Raw genomic sequence first — 24,506 nt, forward strand, 5'->3', positions numbered from 1 at the left:
CGGGTTGGGTCACCCGCTTTGATCCTCGTCAATCCGACGTCGAAAACCACAGGCCAATCGGTGACCGCGCCGTGGATTTGACTAAATCGGGCATTCATCTACCCTTCCTCGCGACCGTCCGACGAAAGCAGAGATGCCCAGCGCCTCAAGAACGATCCTCCTCGCCATCGGGTTCCTGCTCTCCTGGGCCTATCTCGGCCTCGCGCTGAACCTGCCCAACTGGGCCGGCGGCCTGTTCGGACCGAACCATCTGCGCCCGTCGCTGGAGGTGGCGTTCCTGTTCGGCCTCATGGCGCTGGCCGCCGCGGCGGGCTGGCGGGTCGGAACGGCGGCGCGGCTGGCGCTTTCCTTGTCCGTCCTGTTCCTGATCATCCTTCGGCTGGCGGATTTCGCCTGCAACACGCTGATCGGGCGTCCGGTCAACCTGTCGCTCGACCTGATGCTGCTGCCGGCGATCCTGGAGGTGCTCAACGGATCGGCCACCCTGGCGCAAACCGCCGCGGCCTGCGTCGCGGTGCCGGTGGCGCTGGTGGCCCTCCTCCTCCTCAACCTGCTGGCTTTCCGGACGGCCGCCCGCTTCCTGGACCGGCGTCCAAACCGCCGGCTGTTCGGCGCGGCGCTGGCGGGCCTGGGGGCCCTGACCCTGATCGGCGTCCGCCCCTTCGCGCCGGTGGACGAAGGGGCGGCGTCCCTTCTTGCCGGGCAAGCCTCGGTGATGGCGCGCGCGTCCACCCTGCGGGCGACCCATGCCGAGCGGTTCGGGAACGACCCGTTCGCCAGCCTGTCCGACGAAGACGTGCTGGCCCATCTCGGCCGCCGCGACGTACACCTCATGTTCTTCGAATCCTATGGCGAGACGGTGCTGGCCAATCCCCGCTACCGCTCGGTGGTCGAACCGACGCTCCAGGACTTCGACAGGGCGCTGGCGGCGGAGGGGTTCGGCGTCCGCTCCGGCCTGATCGAGTCCCCCATCCGAGGCGGTCAATCCTGGCTCGCCCATGGCACCTTCCTCAGTGGCGAGCGGCTGGGCGACCAGGGTCTCTACGACCTGATGCTGACCAGCGGCAGGCAGTCGCTCGCCCGCTATTTCAGCCGCGCCGGCTATCGCACCCTGGCGGTGATGCCGGCGCTGACGCGGCCTTGGCCGGAGGGCGAGTATTGGGGGTTCGACCGGATCTGGCGAAGCGAGGACATGGAATACGCCGGCCCCGCGTTCGGCTGGGCCGCCATCCCCGACCAGTACACCCTGGACTTCATCCACCGCCGCGAACTGCGCCAGCGCGACCAGCCGCTGTTCATCGAATACGCGCTGATCAGCAGCCATGGGCCGTGGGAACCGCTGCCCCCGCTGCTCGACGATTGGGACAGCCTCGGCGACGGCAGCGTGTATCGCGGCCTCAAGAACCCATCCGCCGCTCCGCCCTCCGGTCCGGCCTGGAACGACATCACGCGCAAATACGCCGATTCGGTCGACTACACGCTGAAAACCTTGCGCGACTATATCACCCACCACATCCACGATGACTCCCTGATCATCATCCTGGGCGATCACCAGCCAGCCCCGCTGATCACCGGCGAAGGCGCGTCGCGCTCGGTGCCGATCCACATCATCAGCCGCGATCCGGAACTGCTGGCCCCGTTCGAGGAATGGGGCTTCACCTCCGGCATGGTTCCGGTGACGGAACAACCGACCACGCCCCCTTTACCGATGGAGAGTTTCCGCGACCGCTTCCTGGCGGCGTTCAGCGCCCATCCCGCCGGCTGACGACATCGCCCCGCCCCCTTGCCGACCGGAATGATGGCGGGGTAAACCATGCCATCATGGCCAGCTCACTCGAATACGCCCCGCTCCAATCATCCGATCTCGACCGGATGCCGCACCTGTTCCGCCACGCCTTCGCCTCCACGGCCGACGGTGTCCGGCACTACATGTCAATCATCGGTCAAGCCAACTTCCGGGTGATGCGACGCTCCGACGTCGCGGTGGGCACGGTCGCCCTGCTGGACATGGGGCAGTATTTCGGCGGACGCGCCGTTCCCTGCCGGGGCATCGCGGCGGTCACGATAGATCCCGCCGAACGAGGCCAAGGAACGGCCACCCGCATGATGACCGCCATGCTGGAGGAGGCCCGCGCCGACGGCCTGCCGATCTCGACCCTCTACGCCGCCACCCAGCCGCTCTACGCCAAGGTTGGCTACGCCAACGCCGGCACCAGGATGGTCTACCGCGTGCCGCTCGCCATGCTGCGCGGTCAGCGTCCCGACCCGATCCCCCAACTGGCCTCGGCAACGGACGCGCCCCTGATCGCCGCGCTGCAATCGGAACAGGCACGCAGGACCAATGGCCTGCTGGAACGCGGCCCCCTGATGTGGCAGCGGGCGCGGGGAACCTCCGACCGGCCGTTCGACACCTATCTGATACCCGGCGACAAAGGTCCCGAAGGCTATCTGACCCTGGGACCCAAATCGCCCGACCGCTCCCTGCACGTCGAGGACTGGGCCGCCCTGACCCTGCGGGCGGCCCGCGCGATCCTGGCCTTCCTGGCCGGCTGGCACTCGCAGGTCAACACGGTCTCCTGGACCGGCAGCCCGGAAGACCTCCTGCTCCACCATCTCCCCGAGGTCGGCGTCACCATCGCCTCATGGGAGCAATGGATGCTCCGCGTCACCGACGTCGCCGGCGCCCTCCTGGCGCGTGGCTGGCCGCTTGGCGTCAGCACCGCCCTGACGCTGAACGTCACCGACACCCTGCTCCCCGACAACGCCGGCCTGTACCGATTGGAAGTCGAGGATGGCCGCGCCTCCGTCGAACGCCTCGGCTCCTCCGGCGACGCCGATCTGGAACTCGGCGTCGACGCGCTCGCGACCCTCTACACCAGCCACGTCACGCCCCGCGTGCTGGCCGACCTGGGCCGCATCAAAGCCACTCCCCAAGCCCTCGCCGCGGCGACCACCCTCTTCGCGGGTCCAAGGCCTTGGCTGGCCGACATGTTCTGACGGTGGCCGGGATATGAGGCGCGTTCAGCGGAGTGCCGCCTCGATTTCCCGTACGGTGTCACGGGCGCCGCGCATGACGCCGATCAGCGTCGCCGACGCGAAACCCGTCCACTCGCCATAGCCGACAAGCCACAGGCGGGGTTCCGCCACGGAGCGGGTCCCCTCGACCCGCACCCGGCCTCCGGGCTCGACCAGCCCCAGCCGGCTCAGGGGAGCGAACGCCGGTTGGAACCCCGTGCACCAGATCACCGCGTCGATCCTCGTCCCGGTACCGTCGCGCCAAACCACGCCGGTTCCGGTGAAGCGTTCGAACGGCCGCACGGAGCCGAGCACGCCGCGTTCGCGGGCGTCGATGACGGACGGCACCATGACGATATCGCCCAATCCGCCCTTGGGTGTTCCGGGTTTCCGTCCCTCGAGGTTCGCGTGCAACCGATCGGTGGCGCGCTCGAACAGCACGTGCCCATCGACGTCGTCAGGCAGGAAAGTCGGGGCCTCCAGCGTCACCCAGAGGGTGTTGGCGACCTTCGAGACCTCCGCCAGGATCTGCGCGCCCGAATTGCCGCCTCCGACGACCAGTACAGTCTGGCCCGCGAAGCCGTCCGGCCCTCGGTAATCGGCGGAATGGATCTGGGCGCCCTCGAAATCCGCGGCGCCTGGGTAATCGGGAACGAAAGGCTGGCTCCATGTTCCGGTGGCGCTGACGACCGCCCGCGCCCGCCAATCGCCGCCCTCCGTCCGCACCACGAGTTCATCGCCATCACGGTCAACCGTCTCGACCCGGACCGGGCGGACGATGGGAAAATCATAGCGGGCCTCGTACCGGACCAGATAGTCGATCACGTGGTCGCGGCCTGGAAACTCGCCTTCCGACGGTGGCATTGGCCAACCGGGAAGCGAATTCCATTTCGCGGGCGAGAACAAGGTCAACGTATCCCACCCATGCCGCCAAGCGCCGCCCGAGCCAGCCTCCTGGTCCAGGATGACGTATGAGAGTCCCGTCCGGCGCAGGAAGTAGCCGACGGCGAGGCCGGATTGTCCGCCACCGATCACCACGACATCGTGTTTCCGCCCCTGTTCCGACATCACGCCGCTCTCCTCACCCCGCCGCGATCACCGCCCTGATCTCCCGCAGCACCAAATCGATGTTTGGCTGGCTTAGGAATGACAGCGGCATCGCGGTGGAGATCGCCGTCGTCGTGCCTCCACCGCGTTCGCGGATCGGGATCGCGATGCCGCCGCAGCCGGGGATGATCTCGCCCAGGTCGATGCCAAAGCCCTGCTCGGCCGCCCGCTCGACCATCCGCCGCACGATATCCTGACCAATGGCGCGCTGGGCGAAACGGTCGGCGTTGGCGGTCAGGATGAAGTCGCGGGTGCCGCCGTCCTGCATGGCGAGGATGCTGGCGCTGCCCGGCCCCAAACCCATCGGCAGCCGGCCGCCGACCCCATTGGTCAGCGCCTGGATCGGGGCGGTTCCCATGTGCATGTCCAGGACGACCGCGTCCATGCCGGCGCGCTCCATCAGGTAGACCCCGTGGCCCAGCCGTTCGGCCAGCGCCATCAGGGCCGGACGCCACTTCCGCACCTTCTCCGCCGCCGTGTTCTGGCGGCAGGCCAACGCGTAGATCGACGGCCCCAGCCGATAGCCGCCGCGGTTGCGCGCCTGCTCGACGAAGCCGTGCTTGGCCAGCGCCACCAGCGTGCGGTGGACGGCCGGTTTCGCCTCGCCCATGCGGGCCGCGATGTCCTTCAGCGCCAACCCGTCTGAACCAGCCTCTCCCAGGACCAGCAGCACGGCGGCGGCGCGTTCGGCGTTGGATGATGAGCTTAGTCCCGTCATGGCCCCGTCACCCCAGCGTCATGTTCCGATTATTCGAACAGCAATCTTTATATACTCTGATAATAAGAATTGTGTTGACCATCAAGAAAAAACACGTTGAGCTTGGCCCAGCATCGGAACGGGCAGAGACAGTCAATGCTCATCAGGTCTCCCGCCGGATATCTCCCGATACTCAAATACGAGGTAGACCCGACGCAGGTTTGCCCCCTAACGAACGTGAGGGGTCATGAATCAGAGAGACATCGAGTACTTCGTCAAAGTCGTTGAAGCCGGGAGTTTCTCTCAGGCGGCCATTCTCCTGGGCAAGACGCAACCTGTTTTGAGCCGCCATGTCCGCGATCTGGAAACCGATCTGCGCGTTCCATTACTCTACCGCAACGGGCGTGGCGTCGTCCTGACCGAGGCGGGCGAACGGCTCTACGCCCGGGCGACCTCCATCCTGGAGCAGTTGGCCGAAGCCCGGACCGAGATGCTGAACCTGTGCAAGGGCGGCATCGACAGCGCCAACATCGGCATGCCACCGACCGTCGCCCGCATCCTGACCGTGCCGCTCGCCCGAACCCTCTACGCCGCCTATCCAGACATCAAGCTGCGCTTCACCGAGGCGTTCAACGGCCATCTGCTGGAATGGCTGACCAATGGCCGCATCGACCTGGCGGTGCTCTACGCCAACGAGGCCACGCAACGCCTCAACGCCGAACCGCTGCTGACCGAGCGGATGCACCTGGTGGCGTCGGCCGAGCGCGGGCCGCTGCCGCCGCGCACGCCGTCGCGCGAACTGCCCGACCTTCCCCTGGTGCTGCCAAGCCGCAACCATGGCCTGCGCCAGCAGGTCGAGACCTGGGCGACGCGCCAGGGCATGACCCTGAACGTGCACGCCGAATGCGATTCCATCTCGTCCATGCTGCGGCTGGTCGAGGGCGACATGGGCTGCGCCATCCTGCCCGAAGCCGCCATCCAGGGCGAGATCGAGGCCGGCAAGCTGGTCAGCTCGCTGATCGTCGAGCCCTTCCTGGAACGCTCCCTGGTGCTGGCGACGCCAACCAACCGTTGCGTCAGTTCCGGCATGGGCGAGTTGGTCCGCCTGATCAAGCGCCAGATGCGCGCGCTGGAGACGCCGGCGGAGCCCGCCTTCGCGCCTCCCGGCCCGCCATCCAGGATCACCCCCGCCGAAATCCTGATGACCGCCTGACGCTTGGGAACCCCCTATTCACATGTTTACAGGGCCTGTGATCGATCATGACTGATGTTATCGTCGTCGGAGCCGGGATCAGCGGCGCCGCGAGCGCCTACGAGCTGTCCCGGCGCGGCTTCAAGGTCACCTTGCTGGACCGCTACTCGCCGGCCGCGATGGCGTCGGGATGGACGCTGGCGGGTGTCCGCCAATCCGGCCGCCACCCCGCCGAACTGCCGCTCGCCACAGCCGCCGTCGAGCGCTGGATCGGACTGGCCGGGGAGTTGGACGGCGAGACCAGCTACCGCCGCAACGGCAACCTGCGCCTCGCCCGCACCGTCGACGAGGTGCCGGTCATCCAGAAACTGGTGGCCGAGCAATCCGCCGCCGGGCTGGAATTGACGCTGCTGACCGACACCGCCGACATCGCGTCCGTGGCGCCCGCCGTGTCCGACCGGGTCATGGCCGCGTCGTGGTGCCCGACCGACGGCTCCGCCGATCCCAAGGCGACGGTGCTCTCCTACGTCCAGGCCGCCCAAAGATTAGGCACGGTGACGCGGTTCGGCGAACGGGCGCTGCGGATCGAGACGGCCTCCGGCCGCGTCACCGGCGTCGCCACCGACAAGGGCTTCATCCCCGCCGACCATGTCGTCGTCAGCGCCGGCATCTTCGGCAACGACCTGCTCGACCCATTGGGGCTGGCGGTTCCCCTCCAGGTGCCGATGGTGACCGTGCTGCGCTCGGCGGCCCAGGCGCCGACACTCGGCCCGGTGATCGGCGTGGCCAACGCCGATTGCGCCGGTAGGCAGGAGGTCAACGGCCGTTTCCGCGTCACCAGCGGGCTGGAAACATGGCACGGCGACATGGAGAGCGGCCCCAGGGATAATGGTGAGATTCGTCCAGCGGTGCGCCCCAGCATGAATAGCGTCGCCGAGGTCGTACGCCTGTTCGGAACCGTCGTGCCGGCCTTCAAGGACGCCCGCATCGACGAGGTCTGGGCCGGACTGATCGACCTGACCCCGGACGGCCTCCCCGTGATCGAGGCCTCGGCGGACTTCGAGGGATTGACCATCGCGATGGGCTTCTCCGGGCATGGCTTTTGCTTGGGGCCCGTCACCGGAACCATCGTCGCGGATTTGGTCGAAACCAAGCGGACGGCGATGCCGATCACTCCCTTCACCCTGTCGCGCTTCAGGAGACAAGGGGCGGCGTTCGAGCCCCTGGCCCTGCATGGTTGATGAGGCATAGGGCCAACCACTCCACCAAAGAGACCCAACAATCCCCGGACAAGCGGACGAAACCCAAACAAGCCGCGCCGGTACGACTTCTACAGGGAAGGCTATCCGTGAAGAAACTTAGGCACACCCATCTCCGCACCGCCCTGCTGGCGGGCCTCGTCCTCGCCGCCGGCGTCTCCGGCGCCCACGCCCAGGGCACGTCGCTGCGCATCGCGGCCGCCGGAAACGACCTCGGCACCATGGACCCGTTCCGCGCGACCTCGACGCCGGACATCGGCGTCGTGTCGATGATGTTCAACGGCTTGGTCCGCATCACGCCGGGCAAGGCGACGCCCGAGGCGATCGAGCCCGATCTGGCGACCAGCTGGACCAGCACCGACGACAAGCTGTCCTGGACCTTCTCGCTGCGGGACGACGTCCAGTGCCACGACGGCGCCAAGCTGACGGCCGACGATGTCGTGTTCTCGCTGAAGCGCGCGGCGTCCAAGGCGTCGTCCAGCTTCTTCGCGGAATACGCCGCCTTCCAGACGATCGAGGCCGCCGACCCCAAGACCGTCAAGATCGTGCTGTCCAAGCCGGTGCCCGGTTTCCTGGGCCTGCTGGCGCCGTATCATGGCGGCAACATCATCTGCAAGGCGGCGGCGGAGAAGGCCGGCGACGATTTCGCGCGGCATCCGGTCGGCACCGGCCCGTTCCAGTTCGTCGAGTACCAGCCGCAGCAGTTCGTCAAGCTGAAGGCCAACGAGGCCTATTTCCGGGGCGCGCCGCACATCAAGGAGGTCACCTACCGCTACATCCTGTCGGACAGCAGCCGCGACCTGGCCTATCAGTCGGGCGAGATCGACCTGTCCTATGGCAGGCAGGATCCCAACTGGATCAACCGGATGAAGCAGCTGCCCAACACCAAGGTGGTCGTCCTCGGGCCGGGCGAGCTGTTCAACGTCCACCTGAACATGACCCAGAAGCCGCTGGACGACATCCGCGTCCGCCAAGCCATCGCGGACGCCATCCAGCGTCCCGCCCTGGTCAAGTTCAAGGGTGCCGAGATCGCCCGCGAGGCGACCTCGATCGTTCCGGCGGGCTATCTCGGCCACGCCGATGTCGGCCTCGCTCCCTATGATCCGGCCAAGGCCAAGAAGCTGCTGGCCGAGGCGGGATACCCCGACGGCATCACGATCAATTCGATCCAGACCACCCTGCCGTCGATGATGAACACGATGCAGGCGGTCCAGGCGCTGCTGAAGCAGGCGGGCATCACGCTCAACCTGGCGCCGGTCGACCACCCGACCTTCCATGCCCAGATCCGGCAGGACCTGTCGCAGGTCGTGCTCTATGGCGCGGCGCGCTTCCCGGTCGCCGACACCTACCTGACGCAGTTCTTCGAATCCGACGCCATCGTCGGCAAGCCTAGCGCCGTCACCAACTTCTCCCACTGCGACATCGCCGACGCCGAGATCAAGGCCGCCCGCGTCGAGCCCGATCCCGAGAAGCAGAAGGCGCTGTGGGCCGAGGCCCAGAAGAAGATCGTCGAGCAGGTCTGCGCGGTGCCGATGTTCGAACTGCTCCAGCTTTGGGCCTGGAAGGACACGCTGGACTTCGGCTATCCGGTCGAGGCCTCGCTCAGCCTGATCCCGCCGGTGACCGAGAAGACCCGCTTCACCAACTGATCCCCGCAACCCGGAGCTGGCCATGACAGCCTTCGTCCTGAAAAGGATCGGCTTCGCCGTCATCACGCTGTTCGCGGTGCTCACGCTGGTCTTCTTCATCGTCCGGGTGCTCCCCGGCGACCCGGCCTCGGTCGTGCTGGGCGATCAGGCGAGCGCCGCCACCATCGAGGCGCTGCGCCACAAGCTGGGGCTCGACCAGCCGCTGATCGTCCAGTACCTCGACTTCCTGGGCGGCGTGGTCCGGGGCGACTGGGGCGTCTCCATGGCGACGGGCCGTCCCGTCGTCCAGGAGGTGCTGAACGTCCTGCCCTACACGATCGAGCTGACACTGGCGGCCCTGGTGCTCGGGCTCGCTTTCGGGGTGCCCCTGGGCATCTGGGCCGCGGTCAACCGCAACCGCATCCCCGACTACCTCACCCGCATCGTGTCGCTGCTGGGCTTGTCGGCCCCGGCCTTCGTCTCGGCTGTCATCCTGCTGCTGCTGTTCGCCATCCAGCTGCGCTGGTTCCCGGTGATCAGTTCGGGCCAGGACACCAGCCTCGCCGGCAAGCTGCGCGACCTCACCCTGCCCGCCGTCAACCTCGGCCTGATCATGGCCGCCTACATCACCCGCGTGACCCGCTCGGCGATGCTGGAGGTGATGAGCCAGGACTATGTCAGGACGGCCAGGGCCAAGGGGGTGCCGCGCAACGTCGTGATCTGGCGCCACGCCTTCCGCAACTCGCTGATCCCGGTGGTCACGGTCGTCGGCCTCTATCTCGGCATCCTGATCGGCAACTCGGTGCTGACCGAGATCGTCTTCAACCGGCCGGGGCTGGGCAAGCTGATCGTCGGGGCGCTGGGCCAGCGCGACTACACGATGCTCCAGGGCATGATGGTGATCTACACCTTCATCGTCGTGGTCATCAATCTTCTCACCGACCTGGTCTATGGACTGGTCGACCCCAGGGTACAGTATCGATGACCGACGGCTCGGAGAAACGCATGGCCCCCGGCGGCTTCGCCCAATCGGAGTTCGGCGCCGTCGCCACCATGGCGTGGCGCGCGGTCGCCCGCGCGTTCCGGATGAACGCCACGACCTGGGTGGGCGGATTGGCCCTCCTGATCATCATCGCCGCCGCCGTGCTGGCGCCGTGGCTGGCGCCGCACGATCCGCTGGAACAGAACATCCTGGAGACGCTCCAGTCGCCTTCGGCGTTGCACTGGCTGGGCACCGACTCCTATGGCCGCGACACCTTCTCGCGCATCATGTACGGGGCGCGGCTGTCGCTGCTGATCGGGCTGTGCTCGATCCTGGTGGCGGTCGTGGTCGGGACCCTGATCGGCCTCGTCTCGGGCTATTTCGGCGCCAAGCTGGACATCGTCATCATGCAGGTGATGGACGTCATCCTGGCCTTCCCGTCGCTGATCCTGGGCCTGATCCTGGTGGCCATGCTGGGCGCCAGCGTCACCAACCTGATCCTCGCCATCGCCTTCACGGCGGTGCCGGCCTTCGCCCGCATCGCCCGGGCGCCGACCATAGCGCTCCGCGAGCGGGAATTCGTCCAGGCCGGACGGGCGCTGGGCTATTCCGACAGCAGGATCATGTTCCGCCACCTGCTGCCCAACATCATCCCCGACGTGCTGGTGATGGCGTCGCTCTGGATGGCGACCGCCGTCAGGGTCGAGGCGTCGCTGGCCTTCATCGGGCTCAGCGTGGCGCCGCCGACGCCGACCTGGGGCGGCATGGTCCGCGAGGGTTTCGAGAACATCCTGGACAGCTACTCGCTGGCCCTGTTCCCCAGCCTCGCCGTCCTGATCCTGGTGCTGGCGCTCAACCTGATCGGCGACGGCCTGCGCGACGCGATCGATCCCAACCTGAGGACCGAGTCATGACCGGTGCGCCTCCCTCCCAAGCGACCCCCGTCCTCTCCGTCGAGGACCTGCGGATCGACTTCGCCGGGCGTAGCGTGGTCCAGGACCTGGGCTTCACCGTCAACGCAGGTGAGACCGTCGCGGTGGTCGGCGAATCCGGTTCCGGCAAGAGCGTCACCGCATTGTCGATCCTCCGCCTGCTGCCCTCAACCGCCCGCATGACCGGCGCCATCCGGCTCGACGGCCGGGACATCCTGTCCCTGTCGGAAAGCCAGATGCGCGAGGTCCGGGGCGGACAAGTCAGCATGATCTTCCAGGAGCCGATGACCAGCCTCAACCCGGTGCTGCCGGTCGGTTTCCAGGTCAAGGAGGCGCTGCGCTACCACAGCCGGGGCAACGACCGCGAATGCGAGGCCGAAGCGCTCCGCCTGTTCGACCGCGTCCGCATCCCCGACGCCAAGCGGCGCTTCAACCAGCACCCGCACACCTTCTCCGGCGGCATGCGCCAGCGGGTGATGATCGCCATGGCGCTGGCCTGCCGGCCCAAGCTGCTGATCGCGGACGAGCCGACCACCGCCCTGGACGTCACCGTGCAGGCCCAGATCCTGGATCTGCTGCGCGAGTTGCAGCGCGAGACCGGCACGGCCATCCTGTTCATCACCCACGACATGGGCGTGGTCGCCCAGATCAGCGACCGCGTGCTGGTGATGCGGAACGGCAGGCTGGTCGAGGACGGCACGGCGGAGGCGGTTTTCGCCGCCCCCGAGCACCCCTACACCCAGATGCTGCTGGCGGCGGTGCCGCGGCTTGGCGACATGGCGGGCTCGACCGGCCCGCGCCGCTTCGCCGACGATGCCGGCGACCGGATCGAGACGGTCAAGCCCCAGCGGAAGCCGATCCTGGAGGTCCGCGACCTTGTCACCCGCTTCCCGGTCAAGGGCGGCTTCCTCAGCCGGCACGTCGGCAATGTCCACGCGGTCGAGCGGGTCTCGTTCACCGTCCGCGAGGGCGAGACGCTGGCCCTGGTGGGCGAGTCCGGCTGCGGCAAGTCCACCACCGGGCGAAGCATCCTGCGGTTGGTCGAACCCGCAGCCGGTTCCGTCCGGTTCGACGGGCAGGACATCCTGACCCTGGACAAGAAGGCGCTCCAGGCCGCGCGCCGCAAGATCCAGATGATCTTCCAGGACCCGTTCGGCTCGCTTGACCCGCGCCAGACCGTCGGCTCGGCCATCGCGGAGCCGATGCTGCTGCACGGCGTCGCCACCAAGCGCGAGGTGCGGGAGAAGGTCGCCTATCTGCTCCATCGCGTCGGGCTGGAGCCCGGCCACGCCACCCGCTTTCCCCACGAGTTCAGCGGCGGCCAGCGCCAGCGGCTTTGCATCGCCAGGGCCTTGGCGCTCCAGCCCAAGCTGGTCATCGCGGACGAGGCGGTTTCGGCCCTCGACGTCTCGATCAAGGCTCAGGTGATCGACCTGCTGCTCGACCTCCAGGACGAGTTCAACCTCGCCTACCTGTTCATCAGCCACGACATGGCGGTGGTCGAGCGGGTCAGCCACCGGGTCGCCGTGATGTATCTGGGCGAGATCGTCGAGATCGGCCCGCGCGCCGAGGTGATCGGCAACCCGCGCCATGACTATACCCGGCGCCTGCTCGCCGCGGTTCCGGTCCCCGACCCGCGCCGCCGCTCCCACGACCCCATCCCGCCCGGTGACGAACCGCGCAGCCCGATCCACCCCCTGGACCACGTGGCGCCGCCGCGGAACTTTGTCGAGGTCGCGCCGGACCACTTCGTGCTCGCCTCCTGACCCCCAAGAACAAACAAGATAATCCAAGCAAGAAGAACGAGGAATCCATGAGCCAGACCATTTCCTGGGGCGTTCTCAGCACCGCCAAGATCGCGCGCGAGAAGGTGATCCCCGCCCTCCAGCGCGGCGAGTTCAGCCGGGTCGACGCCATCGGGTCCCGCGACGCGGCCAAGGCGGCCGAGGTCGCGGCCTCCCTCGGCATTCCCAAATCCTATGGAAGCTACGAGGAGTTGCTGGCCGATCCGGACATCCAGGTCGTCTACAACGCGCTGCCCAACCACTTGCACGTGCCCTGGACCCTCAAGGCGCTGGAGGCCGGCAAGCACGTGCTGTGCGAGAAGCCGGTCGGGCTGACCGCCGACGAGGCCGGCCGGATCGCCGAGGCGGAGGCCCGCTCCGGCCGTATCGCCGCCGAGGCCTTCATGGTGCGCCATCACCCGCAATGGCGCCGCGCCCGCGAGATCGCCGCGAGCGGCGCCATCGGCGAGGTCCGCGCGATCCAGACCTTCTTCTCCTATTTCAACGCCGATCCCGAGAACGTCCGCAACAAGGCCGACATCGGCGGCGGCGCGCTCTATGACATCGGCTGCTACGCCATCGCCACGGCCCGCCACATCTTCGACGCCGAGCCCGAGCGGGTGGTGGGATTGATCGACCGCGACCCGGCGATGCACACCGACCGGCTGACCTCCGCCTTGGCGGAGTTCCCCGGCCACCGGCATCTCGGGTTCACCTGCGCCACCCAGCTCAATCCCCACCAGCGCGTCACGATCAGCGGCACCAAGGGCAGGATCGAGATCCAGATCCCCTTCAACGCCCCACCCTCCGAGACGACGCGCCTGTTGGTCGACGACGGCCGGGACCTCATGGGCGGCGGCGCCGTGGTCGAGGAATTCCCCCCCTGCGATCAGTACACGCTGCAAGGCGACGCCTTCTCCCGCGTGGTCCTGGGCCAGGAGCGACTGGAGCACCCGATCGCCGACGCCATCCTGAACATGCGCGTGATCGACGCCCTGTTCCGCTCGGCCAAGGCCGGCGGCTGGGAGAAGCCGTGATGCCATCGCCCACCACCCCAAACCGCGTCGCGATGATCTCCGGCGCCAACCGCGGCATCGGCCTCGCCATCGCCCGAACGCTGGCGGACCAGGGCTGGGAACTCAGCCTGGGTGTCCGCGATCCGGCCAAGCTGACGGACGCGCCTGAAGGCGCCCTGGTCCACCGCTTCGACGCCACCGACCCGAAGTCCGAGAAAGCCTGGGCGGAGGCGACGGCCGAGCGGTTCGGCCGGATCGACGCCGTCATCGCCAACGCCGGCATCATGATCCCAAAGACCGTGATCGAGGCCGACGATGGCGACATCGACGCCCTGATGCAAGTCAACGTCAAGTCGCCGCTCCGGCTGGTCCAGGCGGCGTGGCCGTGGCTGACCGCGTCCGGCCAGGGACGCGTCGTCACCATCGTCTCGCTGTCCGGCAAGCGGGTGAAGAGCGCCCGCTCCGGCACCTACGCGCTCAGCAAGTTCGCGGCCATGGCGCTGACCCACTCGATCCGGCACGCCGGCTGGGACCAGGGCATCCGCGCCACCGCGATCTGCCCCGGCTACGTCGCGACCGACATGTCCGCCAACCTGACCAACCGGGCGCCGGAGGACATCACCCAACCCGCCGACATCGCCCGCACCGTCGCCTTCGTCCTCGACCTCCCCAACACCTCCAGCATCACCGAGGTGCCGATCAACTCGACGCTGGAGGACATGCTGTAAGGATCGCGGGGGCGATCAACTCCTTGGAGGTTCTTGGGTTTGTGGGTCGGGTGGAGCGTGGTACGGTTTCGGTCGGCCGCCATGGTTGACTTGGCCGTTCCGCGCGACGAACGGCCGGGCATGGGGCCGCGGACGAGGATGAGGCCACGCCATGACCGGTCCCGCCTTCATCATCGGTATCCAATCCATGGAACTGGACGAGCCATGCCCCAGGGCCTAGACCGCGGCGAAACCGCCATCGACAAAAAGCTCATGTCCAGCGACAAAGCTACTCTCGCTCGATGCCAGGAAGAGGACTGCCCACGCCACCTCGTTCGGTTCCCCCAACCGCCCAAGCGGAACGCTTTTACTGAGCTCCTCCTCGACTTCCGGTTGCGATTCGAGGTAACTCCGTATCATGCGTGTTTCCGTTCCACCAGGTGAGACCACGTTCACGCGGATGCCTCGCTCCTTGAGGTCATTCGTCCAGCTTCGGGCGAATGAACGCACCGCCGCCTTGCTGGCGTTGTAAAGAGACTGGCCTGGCAGGCCTTTACCGCCAGCGACGGAGCCATTGAGGACGACGGCACTTCCCGCCGCCATCAGCGGTAGTGCTTTCTGCACGGTGAAAACCATGCCTTTCACATTGACGTTGAAGGTCGCGTCGAAACGCGCGTCGTCGATCGCATCGAGTGGAGCGGCCTCGTAAATGCCCGCATTGGCGAACACGACATCGACCTTTTGGTGGTCGCGTTGGATCCGTTCGTAAAGCCGGGCGACGTCGGCGGAGTTGGTGACGTCACCTTGCACGCCGACCGCCCCATGGCCGATCTCTTTCACGGCCTCGGCGAGTGGTTCTTGCCGACGCCCTGTGATGTACACGCGCGCGCCTTCGAGGGCGAAGAGTTTCGCCGTCGCGAGGCCGATGCCGTCGCTGCCTCCCGTTATCGCCACGACTTTGTTTTCGAAACGTCTCGTCATGTCACAATACCCTTCTCGACAAGTGGAGGATTGCTCCACATAGGATATGGAGGTAGCCTCCACTTGGCAAGCGATGAGGAAAAAATTGAGCGATGAACCTACCCTCCGGGCTGACGCGCGGAAAAACCGCGAACTCATCCTTTCCGCCGCCGAGGAGCTTTTCCTGGAAAGAGGAGCGGATGTTCCGTTGGAGGAGGTTGCCAAGCGCGCGGGCGTCGGTATCGGTACGCTTTATCGTCGCTTTCCCACACGCGAGGCGCTCTTGGCCGCCACCAGCAATGAGCGTTTCTTATCGCTGGCGGAGGCCAGCCGCGCACGCGACCCAGATCTCGCTCCTGGCGACGCGGTGCGAGCTTATCTTGAGGAGCTTGCCAGGGACGCGAGCACTTATCAGAGCCTCGCCGCTTCGATTGGGACTGTGATCCAATGCGGGACGCCCGGATGTGATGCGATCACGGCGGAAGGACATCGACTGCTTCGGCGTGGACAAGAAGCAGGCACCATCCGCCGCGATGTCACCTACGCGGATTTCATTTACGTGATAACCGCCATTTCCATAGCGATCGAAAATGACAGTTCATCGAAAACGCGCATTGGGCATCTGGTGGACTTGTTCCTGAATGGCATAAGCGTGAAAGGTTCGGATTAGCCACCGATATGCTTCGCTATATTCAGTAGCCGTTCAAGCGAACCAAGCCGATTTGATCGATCGGTCCGTCCCACGACCATCCGAAGGCAATGGCGCGACCATCATTCCCGAAAAAACAGACTGAACGTTTCGTCCTTCGGCCTCAGCCGGTTAGTATCCCGCCACCCCCAAGTCCCCGAGCAGGGAAGCCCGCGTGCCTCACGACGTCACACTGATCGCCACGGTTTCGATCGCCTTCGTCCTCGCCTTCGTTTTTGGATATCTGGCCGACCGGCTGCGGCTTCCGCCTCTGGTGGGTTATCTGGTCGCCGGCATCTTCGTCGGTCCCTTCACGCCCGGTTTCGTCGCCGATGGCGGGCTCGCCAGCCAGCTGGCCGAGATGGGGGTCATCCTCCTGATGTTCGGCGTCGGACTGCACTTCTCGGCGTCCGACCTGTTGGCCGTCAAAGGTGTCGCCATCCCTGGCGCGATCGGGCAGATCGTCCTGGCGACCTTGCTGGGCGTGGGCCTCAGCTCGCTGTGGGGCTGGGGTATCGGCGCCGGCGTGGTGCTCGGGCTGAGCCTGTCGGTCGCCAGCACGGTCGTGCTGCTCAAGGCGCTGGAGGAGAGGAACCTGCTCAACACGCCCGATGGGCGCGTCGCCATTGGCTGGCTGATCGTCGAGGATCTCGTCATGGTCCTGGCGCTGGTGCTGCTGCCCGCCTTCTCGGAGGCGTTGGGCGGCCACGCGCCGGGAGCGGCGGATGGTCACGGCCCCGGCGCCGACGGCCCCATCGCGCTGACGCTGGCGATCACGCTGGGCAAGGTCGGGGCCTTCGCGGCGCTGGCGATCATCCTGGGTCCCAAGGTCGTGCCCTGGCTGCTCGCCAAGGTCGCCCGCACGGGCTCCCGCGAGTTGTTCACCCTGTCGGTGCTGGCGGTGTCGCTCGGCATCGCCTATGGCTCGGCGGTGGTGTTCGGCGTGTCCTTCGCGCTGGGTGCCTTCTTCGCCGGCGTGGTGTTGAGCGAATCACGCTTCAGCCACAAGGCGGCGGAGGACAGCATGCCGTTGCAGGACGCCTTCTCCGTCCTGTTCTTCGTCTCGGTCGGCATGCTGTTCGATCCCTCGATCCTGGTCCGCGAACCCCTGGCCGTGATCGCCGTCGTCGCCTTGATCGTGCTGGGCAAGTCGCTGATAGCCTTCGGCATCGTGCTCCTGCTGCGCTATCCCGCCGGAATGGGCCTGTCGGTCTCGGCGAGCCTCGCCCAGATCGGTGAATTCTCCTTCATCCTGGCGGGGTTGGGCCTATCGCTGGGCCTATTGCCGACCGAGGGCCGCGACCTGATCCTGGCCGGCGCGATCCTGTCGATCATCCTGAACCCGCTGGTCTTCCTGGGCGTGGACGCCATCCGGAAAAACCTCCAGGCACGCCGGCCCGCCGGCGCCGTCCCCTTTGGATCGGAGAACTTCGCGTCCCTTCAGGAAAGCCTCGCCGAGGCCAAACGCCGTGGCGAAGAGCGCGAGCAGGCCCATAGCCTCCAGATCCAGGCCCTGGCCAACACCTTCCCCGTCCTGGGGATGCTCGACAGCCACGACCAGGAACGGCTGCTCCTGCTGTTCCAGCCGAAAACGGCGGCGCCGGGCGACCGGCTGATCCGCCGCGGCGACCGCGCCAACGGAGTGTTCTTCATCTCCTCGGGCGCCGTCGAGGTCCACACGGACGGCCGGACCATCCGGCTGGAGGCGGGCACCCTGTTCGGCGAGATGGCGCTGCTGAGCGGCAGGCGCCGCAACGCCGACGTCACCGCCGTCGATTATTGCAAGCTCCTGATCCTGGAACGGCGCGACTTCAACCAGTTCACCGCCCACCACCCGAAACTCCGCACCGCCTTCATCGAGATGGCCGCCCGTCGCCGCGAGATGAACCAACAAGCATCGGAGGAAGCGGCGGCGGCCGTGTGAGGCGCCTTCGGTCCTCCACTCGCCCTAATCCGCGCACGGGGAACGGCCTTGGCACCCGTTTCGCCGGACGATTCCTCCTCGAACCTTTCTTGATCGCCCCCCTCCGATCGCATCGGCCGCGACGGAACCCCACGCCCCCCACCCTGTTGGCGACAACGTTCACGACAACCTGAGCGGTTACCGAGGAATTGGGAAATGACGATACGGCAGCTTGCCGTCATCACTGGCGGATCGAGTGGCATCGGGCTTGAACTGGCCCGGCAATTCGGCCGGAATGGCCATGACCTCGTCATCGGTGGACGGGATCCCAGCAAGTTGGAGGGCGCCGCCGGCCTGCTCCGGCGCGAGACGGGCCGGGATGTCACCGCCGTTCCGGCAGACCTGACCAAGCCGGAAGGTGTCGAGCGGTTCCACGACGCCGTCGTCAGGCTGGGACGCCCCGTCGATGTCTTCTGCGCCAACGCCGGTGTCGGCGTGGGGGGTGGCGACTTCAGCCAGACGGATCTCGACGCCGAACTGGCTTTGATCGACCTCAACGTTCGAAGCCAGGTTCACCTGACCAAGCTGATCGTCCGCGACATGGTCAAGCGTGGCGAAGGCCGGATCCTGTTCACCGCGTCGATCTCCGGTTTGATGCCGGGTCCGTTCGAGACTGTCTATTCCGCGTCCAAGATGTTCATCCGCTCCTTCGCCGAGGCTTTGCGGAACGAGTTGGCGCCCAAGGGCATCGTCGTCACCGCCCTGTTGCCGGGACCAACCGAGACGAACTTCTTCCACCGCGCCGGCATGGAAGGCACTCCCGTCGGCGACGGTCCCAAGGACGACCCCGCCGAGGTCGCCCGCCAGGGCTACGAGGCCCTGATGGCCGACAAGCATCACGTGATCGCCGCCAGCCTGAAGACAAAGCTGCAAGGCGCCGCCACCAACCTGATGTCCGACCCGATGCTGGCCCAGGTCCACCGCGGCATGAGCGAACCCAAACCCGCCCGCGACGGCCAAGCGGTCTCGTCGGTCGGCGCCGTCGCCCTGATGGGTGCCGGACTGGCGCTGGTGGCCCTGCTGGCATCGTCGGCGGCGAATAGGTCCGGTAGGCGCGGAGACTATTACCGCACCTGACGGGTCAAGCCACCACCACCTCCACGCACAACCGTAGGTCGGCTAGAGCGAAGCGGCAGCTGACATCGACGCGCCTGTCTATCGGCTGCCGCTTCGCTCTAGCCGACCCACAAGAGAACATCCAATCTCTTTTAACAAGCTGATTCCCCAGGAACCACTTGTTTCGTTCCTAGATCGCGGATAGGTTTAAGGTATATTTTCCTTTTCCTGGAACCTCCACGCGATGCTCTCCCAATCCAACACAGGCCCCCAGGCCCCCAGGTCATCATCCACCTCCTGGAGTGCCCCCCGGGTGGAATGATGACCTTTGATGACCAAATCAGGGTTTTTCCACCCCCTCAGGCGGCTTTGCCAGCCTTGCCGCCGCGCAGGAAGCGCTCATACCGGAAGGGCGTCGGGTCGGCGATCGGCACGTCGCCGGTCACCAGATCGGCCGCCAGCCGTCCGGTTCCCGGCCCAAGCCCGAAGCCGTGACCCGACATGCCGCTGGCGATCACCAGACCGGGCACGCCCGGAACGTGGGAGATGACGGGCACGGCGTCGGGCATCACGTCCACCAAGCCGCCCCAGCTTTCCGCGATCTCCATGTTCTTGAAGGCGGGGAAATTGCGGGACAGGTTGACGCGGGCCTCCTCCAGGATCGAGTCCGCCGGCGCCGGGTCGAGCACGCGGACGGTCTCGAACGGCGTCGCCTGATCCAGCGACCAGCGCTTGGGGATCTTCCATTCCTCGATGAAGCGTCCGTTCACCCGCAGCCGCAACTCGTGCCACTGCTTCCGCAGGGCCGGCAGGAAGTCGAAGAACAGGCGGAAGCTGTCCGGCACGATCGGCGCGATGTTGGCGCCGCGCTGGGCCACCGTGTAGCCGCCGTCCAGCCGCTTGCGGAACGCGAAGTCCGACGCGCCGACCGCCTGTTCCGGCAAGCCGGCCAGCGGCTTGGTCCGCATCACCGAGCCCAGCGTCTTCAGCTGGGGGAAGGGCAGATCCATGTTGCCGAGGAACAGTCGCGACCAGGCGCCGCCCGCCACCACCACGGTATCGCAGGCGATCGTGCCGCGCTCGGTCACGGCGCCGGACACCTTGCCGGCCGCCGTCTCGATGCCGCGCACGGCGCAGCCGGTCAGGATGACCGCCCCCTTGCGCCGGGCGGCCGCCGCGATGGCGGGTGCCGCCTTCTGCGGTTCGGCGCGGCCGTCGCTGGGGGTGTACAGCGCCCCCTTCCACTTGCGGGTCGAGCCGGGCAGCAGCTTGTCCACGCCATCCGGCGTCAGCAATTGGCTGTCCAGCTGATAGGGTCGGGCGTGTTCGAGCCATGCCGCATGCTGGTCGATGTCGTCCTGGGTCTCGCACAGATAGACGACGCCGCCGGTGCGGAAGCCGGTTTCCGCCTCGACGCGGCTGTTCATCTGCTCCCAGAACCGCAGGCTCTCGATCGCCAGCGGGATCTCGGCCACGTCGCGGCCCATCTTGCGGCACCAGCCCCAGTTGCGGCTGGATTGCTCGCCCGCGATGTGGCCCTTCTCGCAGAGCGCCACCGACACGCCCTTCTCTGCCAGGAACAGCGCCGTGCAGACGCCGACGATGCCACCGCCGATGATGACGACATCGGCGCGTTTGGGGAGGATTTGATCCGTCTCTATGTGATCGATGCGGGGTGCCATGGTTCGGCGAATTCCTTGGTCGTGCCTGGATGCTGGATGTTGGAAGGACTGGATGCCCGCCTGAAACCGCCCTCAGCCGATGTCGTGCCGGATGCAGGCGACGCGGTGGCCGGGGGCCTCGCGTGGCTCCAGCGGCGGCGGCTGGGCGGCGCAGGCCTCGATGGCGTGGGGGCAGCGGGTGCGGAAGACGCAACCCGAGGGCGGGTTGGCGGGGCTCGGCGGTTCGCCGCGCAGGACGACGCGCTCGCGCCGGGACTCCGCGTGCAGGCTTGGCGCCGCCGACAGCAGGGCGCGGGTATAGGGATGGTGAGGTGCCCGGAGAACCTCCGATACGGGGCCCTCCTCCATCACGCGGCCAAGGTAGAGCACCACGACCCGGTCGCACAGGTGGCGGACCACCGGCAGGTCATGGCTGATGAACAGCATCGCCAGACCCAGCCGGGAGCGCAGGTCGGCCAGCAGCGCCATCACCTGCGCCTGGACCGACACGTCCAGCGCCGAGACCGGCTCGTCCGCCACCAGGAAGTCGGGATTGGTCGCCAGCGCCCGCGCGATGGCGACGCGCTGGCGCTGCCCGCCGCTGAACTGGTGCGGCGTCCGGGCGGCATGGTGCGGTTCCAGCCCGACCTGCGCCAGAAGTTCGGCGACGCGCGCTCCGCGCTCGCCCCTCGGCACGATGCCGTGGATCGACAGGCCGTCCTCCACCTGCGATCCCACCGTCCGGCGCGGGTCCAGGCTGGAATAAGGGTCCTGGAAGACCATCTGCATCCGCCGCCGCAGCGCCCCGCGGCGCTTCTCGTCCAAAACAGCCAGATCGTCGCCGTCGAACAGGATCCTGCCGCCGCTCAACGGCATCAGCCCGAGCATCAGCCGGCCGATCGTGCTCTTGCCCGATCCGCTCTCACCGACCAGACCGACCGCCTCGCCGCGCGACAGCGAGATCGACACGTCGCTGACCGCCTGGATCGACCGGCCGCGCCGGAAGAAGCCGCCTCCGTGGAACGACCGGCTCATGCCCTCGCCCCGGATCAAGCACTCACTCATAACGAAGCCCACCGCAAACAACGGGACGACCGGCCGGGGCCGATCCTGAACAGGGATGGCCGGGTCTCGTCACAGATCTCGATCCGCTTGTCGCAGCGGGGCGCGAACACGCAGCCCGCCGGCAGGTCGCCCGGCACGGGCACCGTTCCGGAAATGCCCTCCGGCGCCGGTCCATCATCCTGGGGGGCGCTCCGCAGCAGGGCTGCCGTGTACGGGTGGCGCGGTTTGGCGAAGATCTCGGCGGTCGGTCCCTCCTCCAGGATCTCGCCGGCATACATCACCGCGACGCGGTCGGCGATCTCGGCCACCACCGGCAGGCTGTGGGTGATGAAGAGCAGCGCCAGCCCGCCGTCGCGCTTCAGGGCGGCCAGCAGGTCCAGCACCTGCGCCTGGATGGTCACATCAAGCGCGGTGGTCGGCTCGTCCGCGATCAGCAGCCGGGGACCGTTGGCGATCGCCATGGCGATCATCACCCGCTGCCTCATGCCGCCGGAAAGCTCGTGGGGATACGCCCGCGCCCGCCGTTCCGGATCGGGGATTCCGACGTTCCGCAGCATCGCCACCGCCCGCTCCCGAGCCTCCGCCGCCGACACCGGCCGATGGGCGCGGATCGCCTCGGCGATCTGCGCGCCCACACGATGAACCGGGTTGAGGCTGCTGCCGGGGTCCTGGAAGATCATCGCGATGCGGTCGCCCAGCAGTTTCCGAAGCTCGCCCGGAGCCAGCGCCAGCAGGTCCGCGCCGTCCATCCCGGAGGTTCCAGCCGCGACCTCGACCCCAGCCGGAGCCATGCCGATCGCGGACAGGCTCATCAGCGACTTGCCGGACCCGCTCTCGCCGACGATCGCCAGCGTCTCGCCCGCCTTGACCTGGAACGACACGTCGCGCACCGCGTACCGACCCTCCGCCGGATCGCCGATCGCCACGCTCAGGCCCCGGACGTCCAACACGGTATCCGGCTCGACCCGCGCCAGCGGGGCGGTGGGCGCCCTGCGGCGGAACCGGGAGAACCACGACACCCGGCGCGCGGCTGGATGCGGGTCGAGCATGTCGCGCAATCCGTCGCACAGGGCGTTCATCGCAAGGATGGTCACCGTCAGCGCCAGGCAGGGCCACAGCAGCAGCAAGGGCGCCTGGACCATGGTGCCGCGCGCGGCGCCGATCATCAGCCCCCAGCTTGGTGCCGGCGGAACGACCCCCAACCCCAGGAAGGACAGACCGGATTCCAGCACCACCGCCGACGCGGCGGCCAAACTGAACTGGACCAGGATCGGCCCCGCGATGTTGGGCAGGATGGTCCGCGTCATGATCCGAAGCCGCCCGGCGCCCAGCACCTTCATGGCCGTCACGTATTCATGCCCGCGCACCGACAGCACGCCGGCATAGGCGACGCGGGTGAAGCTCGGCAGGTAGACGATCACCAGCACCGGAACCAGCGTGCTGGCGCCCGGTCCCAGCAGCGTCACGACCAGCAGGGCCAGCAGCAGCGGCGGGAAGCACAGCACCACGTCCATCGAGCGAACGGTCAGCAGCTCGGCGATCCCTCGGACATAGCCGCCTACCACGCCCAGGATGGTGCCGATGACGCAGGAGATCGCCGCCGCGGCGAAGGCGATGCCCAGCGAGGTGCGGGCTCCCCACAGCAGGCGGGACAGCACGTCGCGGCCATATTCGTCCTGTCCTAGCGGATGCGTCGGCGACGGTCCCGCCAGTCGGTGCGCCACGTCCATCCCGACCGGATCGGCGAGCCCGATATGGGGCGCCAGCACCGCCGCCAGGATGATCAACCCGACGGCGCCGGCGGAAACCCATGGTAGCCGCCTCATCCGTGCCTCACCCTGGGATCCAGCACCGCGTAGAGCATGTCGACCACGAAGTTCAGCGTCACGAACAGGATGGAGATCACCAGCACCACGCCGACCACGGCCGGATAGTCGCGGGCGTTGACCGCGTCCACCAGCAGCCCGGACAGTCCAGGCCAGTTGAAGACGTATTCGACCAGCACCGTTCCCCCCAGCAGCGTCCCCAGGTTGAGCGCCAGGACGGTCACCACGGGGATCAGCGCGTTCCGCAGGATGTGCCGCGTCAGGATGCGCCGGAACGACAGCCCCTTGGACCGGGCGGTACGGACATGGTCGCGCATCGTCACCTCCAGCACGGCGCTCCGGGTCACCCGGAACAGCGTTGACGACAGCCCGACCGCGATGGTCCCGGCCGGCATCGCCAGCATGATCAGATGCTGGACCGGGTCTTGCGAGAACGCGACGAAGCCGCCCGCCGGCACCCATCGCAGGGTTTGGGCGAATCCCAGGATCGCCAGCGTCCCGATCACGAAGACCGGCACCGACAGCCCCAGCCCGGCCAGGGCGGATGCCACGCGGTCGAACGGGCCGCCGGCGGCGACGGCGGCCAGCGTGCCGGTCGAGACACCGATCAGGACGCTGATCAGCGCGGCGGCGCCGATCAGCTCCAGCGTCCGCGGCAGCCGCGTCGCGATCTCGCCGGCGATCGGGGCGCCGTCCATCAGCGAGTTGCCGAGGTCCCCCCGCAGCAGGTTCGCCATACTGTGGAGATACTGCTCCAGCACGGGACGGTTCAGCCCGAGCTGGTCGCGCAGGTCCTCGACGATCGCCGGATCGGGCGCCGCCCCACCCTGCGACAGCAGAAGCTCGGCGGGGTCGCCCGGCACCAGATGGATCGCCAGGAAGACGATGCTGGCGACGATCCAGACCAGCAGCACCGATATGCCCAGGCGCTTCGCGAACCATTCCATGCGTGGACCTCGATCTCCCCG

Annotated in this window: 20 protein-coding genes; 13 read left to right on the forward strand and 7 right to left on the reverse strand. The window is 67.4% G+C overall.

Going from position 1 to position 24,506, the window contains the following annotated elements:
* Nucleotides 1-133 precede the first annotated feature (133 nt).
* Together N825_RS08335 and N825_RS08340 are read left to right on the forward strand one after the other, a co-directional pair.
* Complete coding sequence (locus N825_RS08335; RefSeq protein WP_051511729.1) at nt 134-1,765, forward strand: sulfatase-like hydrolase/transferase; 1,632 nt, start codon at nt 134-136, stop codon at nt 1,763-1,765.
* A gap of 56 nt (nt 1,766-1,821) precedes the next feature.
* Nucleotides 1,822-2,997: a GNAT family N-acetyltransferase gene (locus tag N825_RS08340; RefSeq protein ID WP_051511730.1), complete on the forward strand. Its 1,176-nt coding sequence runs from the start codon at nt 1,822-1,824 to the stop codon at nt 2,995-2,997.
* A 24-nt stretch (nt 2,998-3,021) separates the two neighbouring features.
* Here N825_RS08340 and N825_RS08345 read toward each other — a convergent pair whose 3' ends face one another.
* A complete protein-coding gene (locus N825_RS08345) occupies nt 3,022-4,083 on the reverse strand; it encodes an ArsO family NAD(P)H-dependent flavin-containing monooxygenase (protein WP_037449692.1) in 1,062 nt (353 codons plus the stop codon).
* A 13-nt stretch (nt 4,084-4,096) separates the two neighbouring features.
* Nucleotides 4,097-4,840, reverse strand: a complete 744-nt coding sequence (locus tag N825_RS08350) for an IclR family transcriptional regulator (protein WP_037449695.1) — start codon at nt 4,838-4,840, stop codon at nt 4,097-4,099.
* Between the two features lie 226 nt (nt 4,841-5,066).
* Between N825_RS08350 and N825_RS08355 the strand changes: the two genes are divergently transcribed.
* From N825_RS08355 to N825_RS08390, 8 genes are all read left to right on the forward strand, one after another.
* The gene (locus tag N825_RS08355; RefSeq protein WP_051511731.1) at nt 5,067-6,032 is read left to right on the forward strand and encodes a LysR family transcriptional regulator; all 966 of its coding nucleotides are present in this window, start codon (nt 5,067-5,069) and stop codon (nt 6,030-6,032) included.
* A gap of 47 nt (nt 6,033-6,079) precedes the next feature.
* Nucleotides 6,080-7,252, forward strand: coding sequence for an NAD(P)/FAD-dependent oxidoreductase (locus tag N825_RS08360; protein WP_037449698.1), 1,173 nt, complete (start codon nt 6,080-6,082; stop codon nt 7,250-7,252).
* Between the two features lie 107 nt (nt 7,253-7,359).
* A complete protein-coding gene (locus N825_RS08365; protein ID WP_198038232.1) occupies nt 7,360-8,919 on the forward strand; it encodes an ABC transporter substrate-binding protein in 1,560 nt (519 codons plus the stop codon).
* Between the two features lie 22 nt (nt 8,920-8,941).
* Complete coding sequence (locus N825_RS08370) at nt 8,942-9,883, forward strand: ABC transporter permease (RefSeq protein ID WP_037449701.1); 942 nt, start codon at nt 8,942-8,944, stop codon at nt 9,881-9,883.
* A complete protein-coding gene (locus N825_RS08375; protein ID WP_245613054.1) occupies nt 9,880-10,794 on the forward strand; it encodes an ABC transporter permease in 915 nt (304 codons plus the stop codon). Before N825_RS08370 ends, N825_RS08375 begins: the two co-directional genes overlap by 4 nt.
* Nucleotides 10,791-12,578, forward strand: a complete 1,788-nt coding sequence (locus tag N825_RS08380; protein WP_037449704.1) for an ABC transporter ATP-binding protein — start codon at nt 10,791-10,793, stop codon at nt 12,576-12,578. Before N825_RS08375 ends, N825_RS08380 begins: the two co-directional genes overlap by 4 nt.
* Nucleotides 12,579-12,625: 47 nt before the next feature.
* Nucleotides 12,626-13,633 (forward strand): Gfo/Idh/MocA family protein, encoded by a 1,008-nt coding sequence (locus N825_RS08385; protein ID WP_037449707.1) that lies wholly within the window; start codon nt 12,626-12,628, stop codon nt 13,631-13,633.
* A complete protein-coding gene (locus tag N825_RS08390; RefSeq protein WP_037449711.1) occupies nt 13,633-14,340 on the forward strand; it encodes an SDR family NAD(P)-dependent oxidoreductase in 708 nt (235 codons plus the stop codon). The genes N825_RS08385 and N825_RS08390 overlap by 1 nt, the downstream gene beginning before the upstream one ends.
* Before the next feature lie 216 nt (nt 14,341-14,556).
* Here N825_RS08390 and N825_RS08395 read toward each other — a convergent pair whose 3' ends face one another.
* Nucleotides 14,557-15,300, reverse strand: coding sequence for an SDR family NAD(P)-dependent oxidoreductase (locus tag N825_RS08395; RefSeq protein WP_037449714.1), 744 nt, complete (start codon nt 15,298-15,300; stop codon nt 14,557-14,559).
* 85 nt (nt 15,301-15,385) lie between these two features.
* On the opposite strand from N825_RS08395, the gene N825_RS08400 reads away from it, so the two are divergent.
* From N825_RS08400 to N825_RS08410, 3 genes are all read left to right on the forward strand, one after another.
* Complete coding sequence (locus tag N825_RS08400; protein ID WP_084164596.1) at nt 15,386-15,949, forward strand: TetR/AcrR family transcriptional regulator; 564 nt, start codon at nt 15,386-15,388, stop codon at nt 15,947-15,949.
* Nucleotides 15,950-16,142: 193 nt separating this feature from the next.
* Complete coding sequence (locus N825_RS08405; protein WP_037449720.1) at nt 16,143-17,891, forward strand: cation:proton antiporter domain-containing protein; 1,749 nt, start codon at nt 16,143-16,145, stop codon at nt 17,889-17,891.
* Between the two features lie 195 nt (nt 17,892-18,086).
* Entirely contained in the window at nt 18,087-19,007 is a 921-nt protein-coding gene (locus tag N825_RS08410) for an SDR family NAD(P)-dependent oxidoreductase (protein WP_063833698.1), read from the forward strand.
* Between the two features lie 338 nt (nt 19,008-19,345).
* Here the strand turns inward: N825_RS08410 and N825_RS08415 are convergent, their stop codons facing one another.
* From N825_RS08415 to N825_RS08430, 4 genes are all read right to left on the reverse strand, one after another.
* Complete coding sequence (locus N825_RS08415) at nt 19,346-20,668, reverse strand: NAD(P)/FAD-dependent oxidoreductase (RefSeq protein ID WP_037449723.1); 1,323 nt, start codon at nt 20,666-20,668, stop codon at nt 19,346-19,348.
* A 72-nt stretch (nt 20,669-20,740) separates the two neighbouring features.
* On the reverse strand, nt 20,741-21,712 hold the full coding sequence (locus N825_RS08420; protein WP_037449726.1) for an ABC transporter ATP-binding protein: 972 nt from the start codon (nt 21,710-21,712) through the stop codon (nt 20,741-20,743).
* The gene (locus tag N825_RS08425; protein ID WP_037449729.1) at nt 21,709-23,538 is read right to left on the reverse strand and encodes a dipeptide/oligopeptide/nickel ABC transporter permease/ATP-binding protein; all 1,830 of its coding nucleotides are present in this window, start codon (nt 23,536-23,538) and stop codon (nt 21,709-21,711) included. The genes N825_RS08420 and N825_RS08425 overlap by 4 nt, the downstream gene beginning before the upstream one ends.
* Nucleotides 23,535-24,485 carry an ABC transporter permease gene (locus N825_RS08430; RefSeq protein ID WP_037449732.1) on the reverse strand — a complete coding sequence of 317 codons (951 nt, stop codon included), beginning with the start codon at nt 24,483-24,485 and terminating at the stop codon, nt 23,535-23,537. Before N825_RS08430 ends, N825_RS08425 begins: the two co-directional genes overlap by 4 nt.
* Nucleotides 24,486-24,506 lie beyond the last annotated feature (21 nt).

Origin of the sequence: Skermanella stibiiresistens SB22, assembly GCF_000576635.1 — a bacterium.
Taxonomy (GTDB): Bacteria; Pseudomonadota; Alphaproteobacteria; order Azospirillales; family Azospirillaceae; genus Skermanella; species Skermanella stibiiresistens.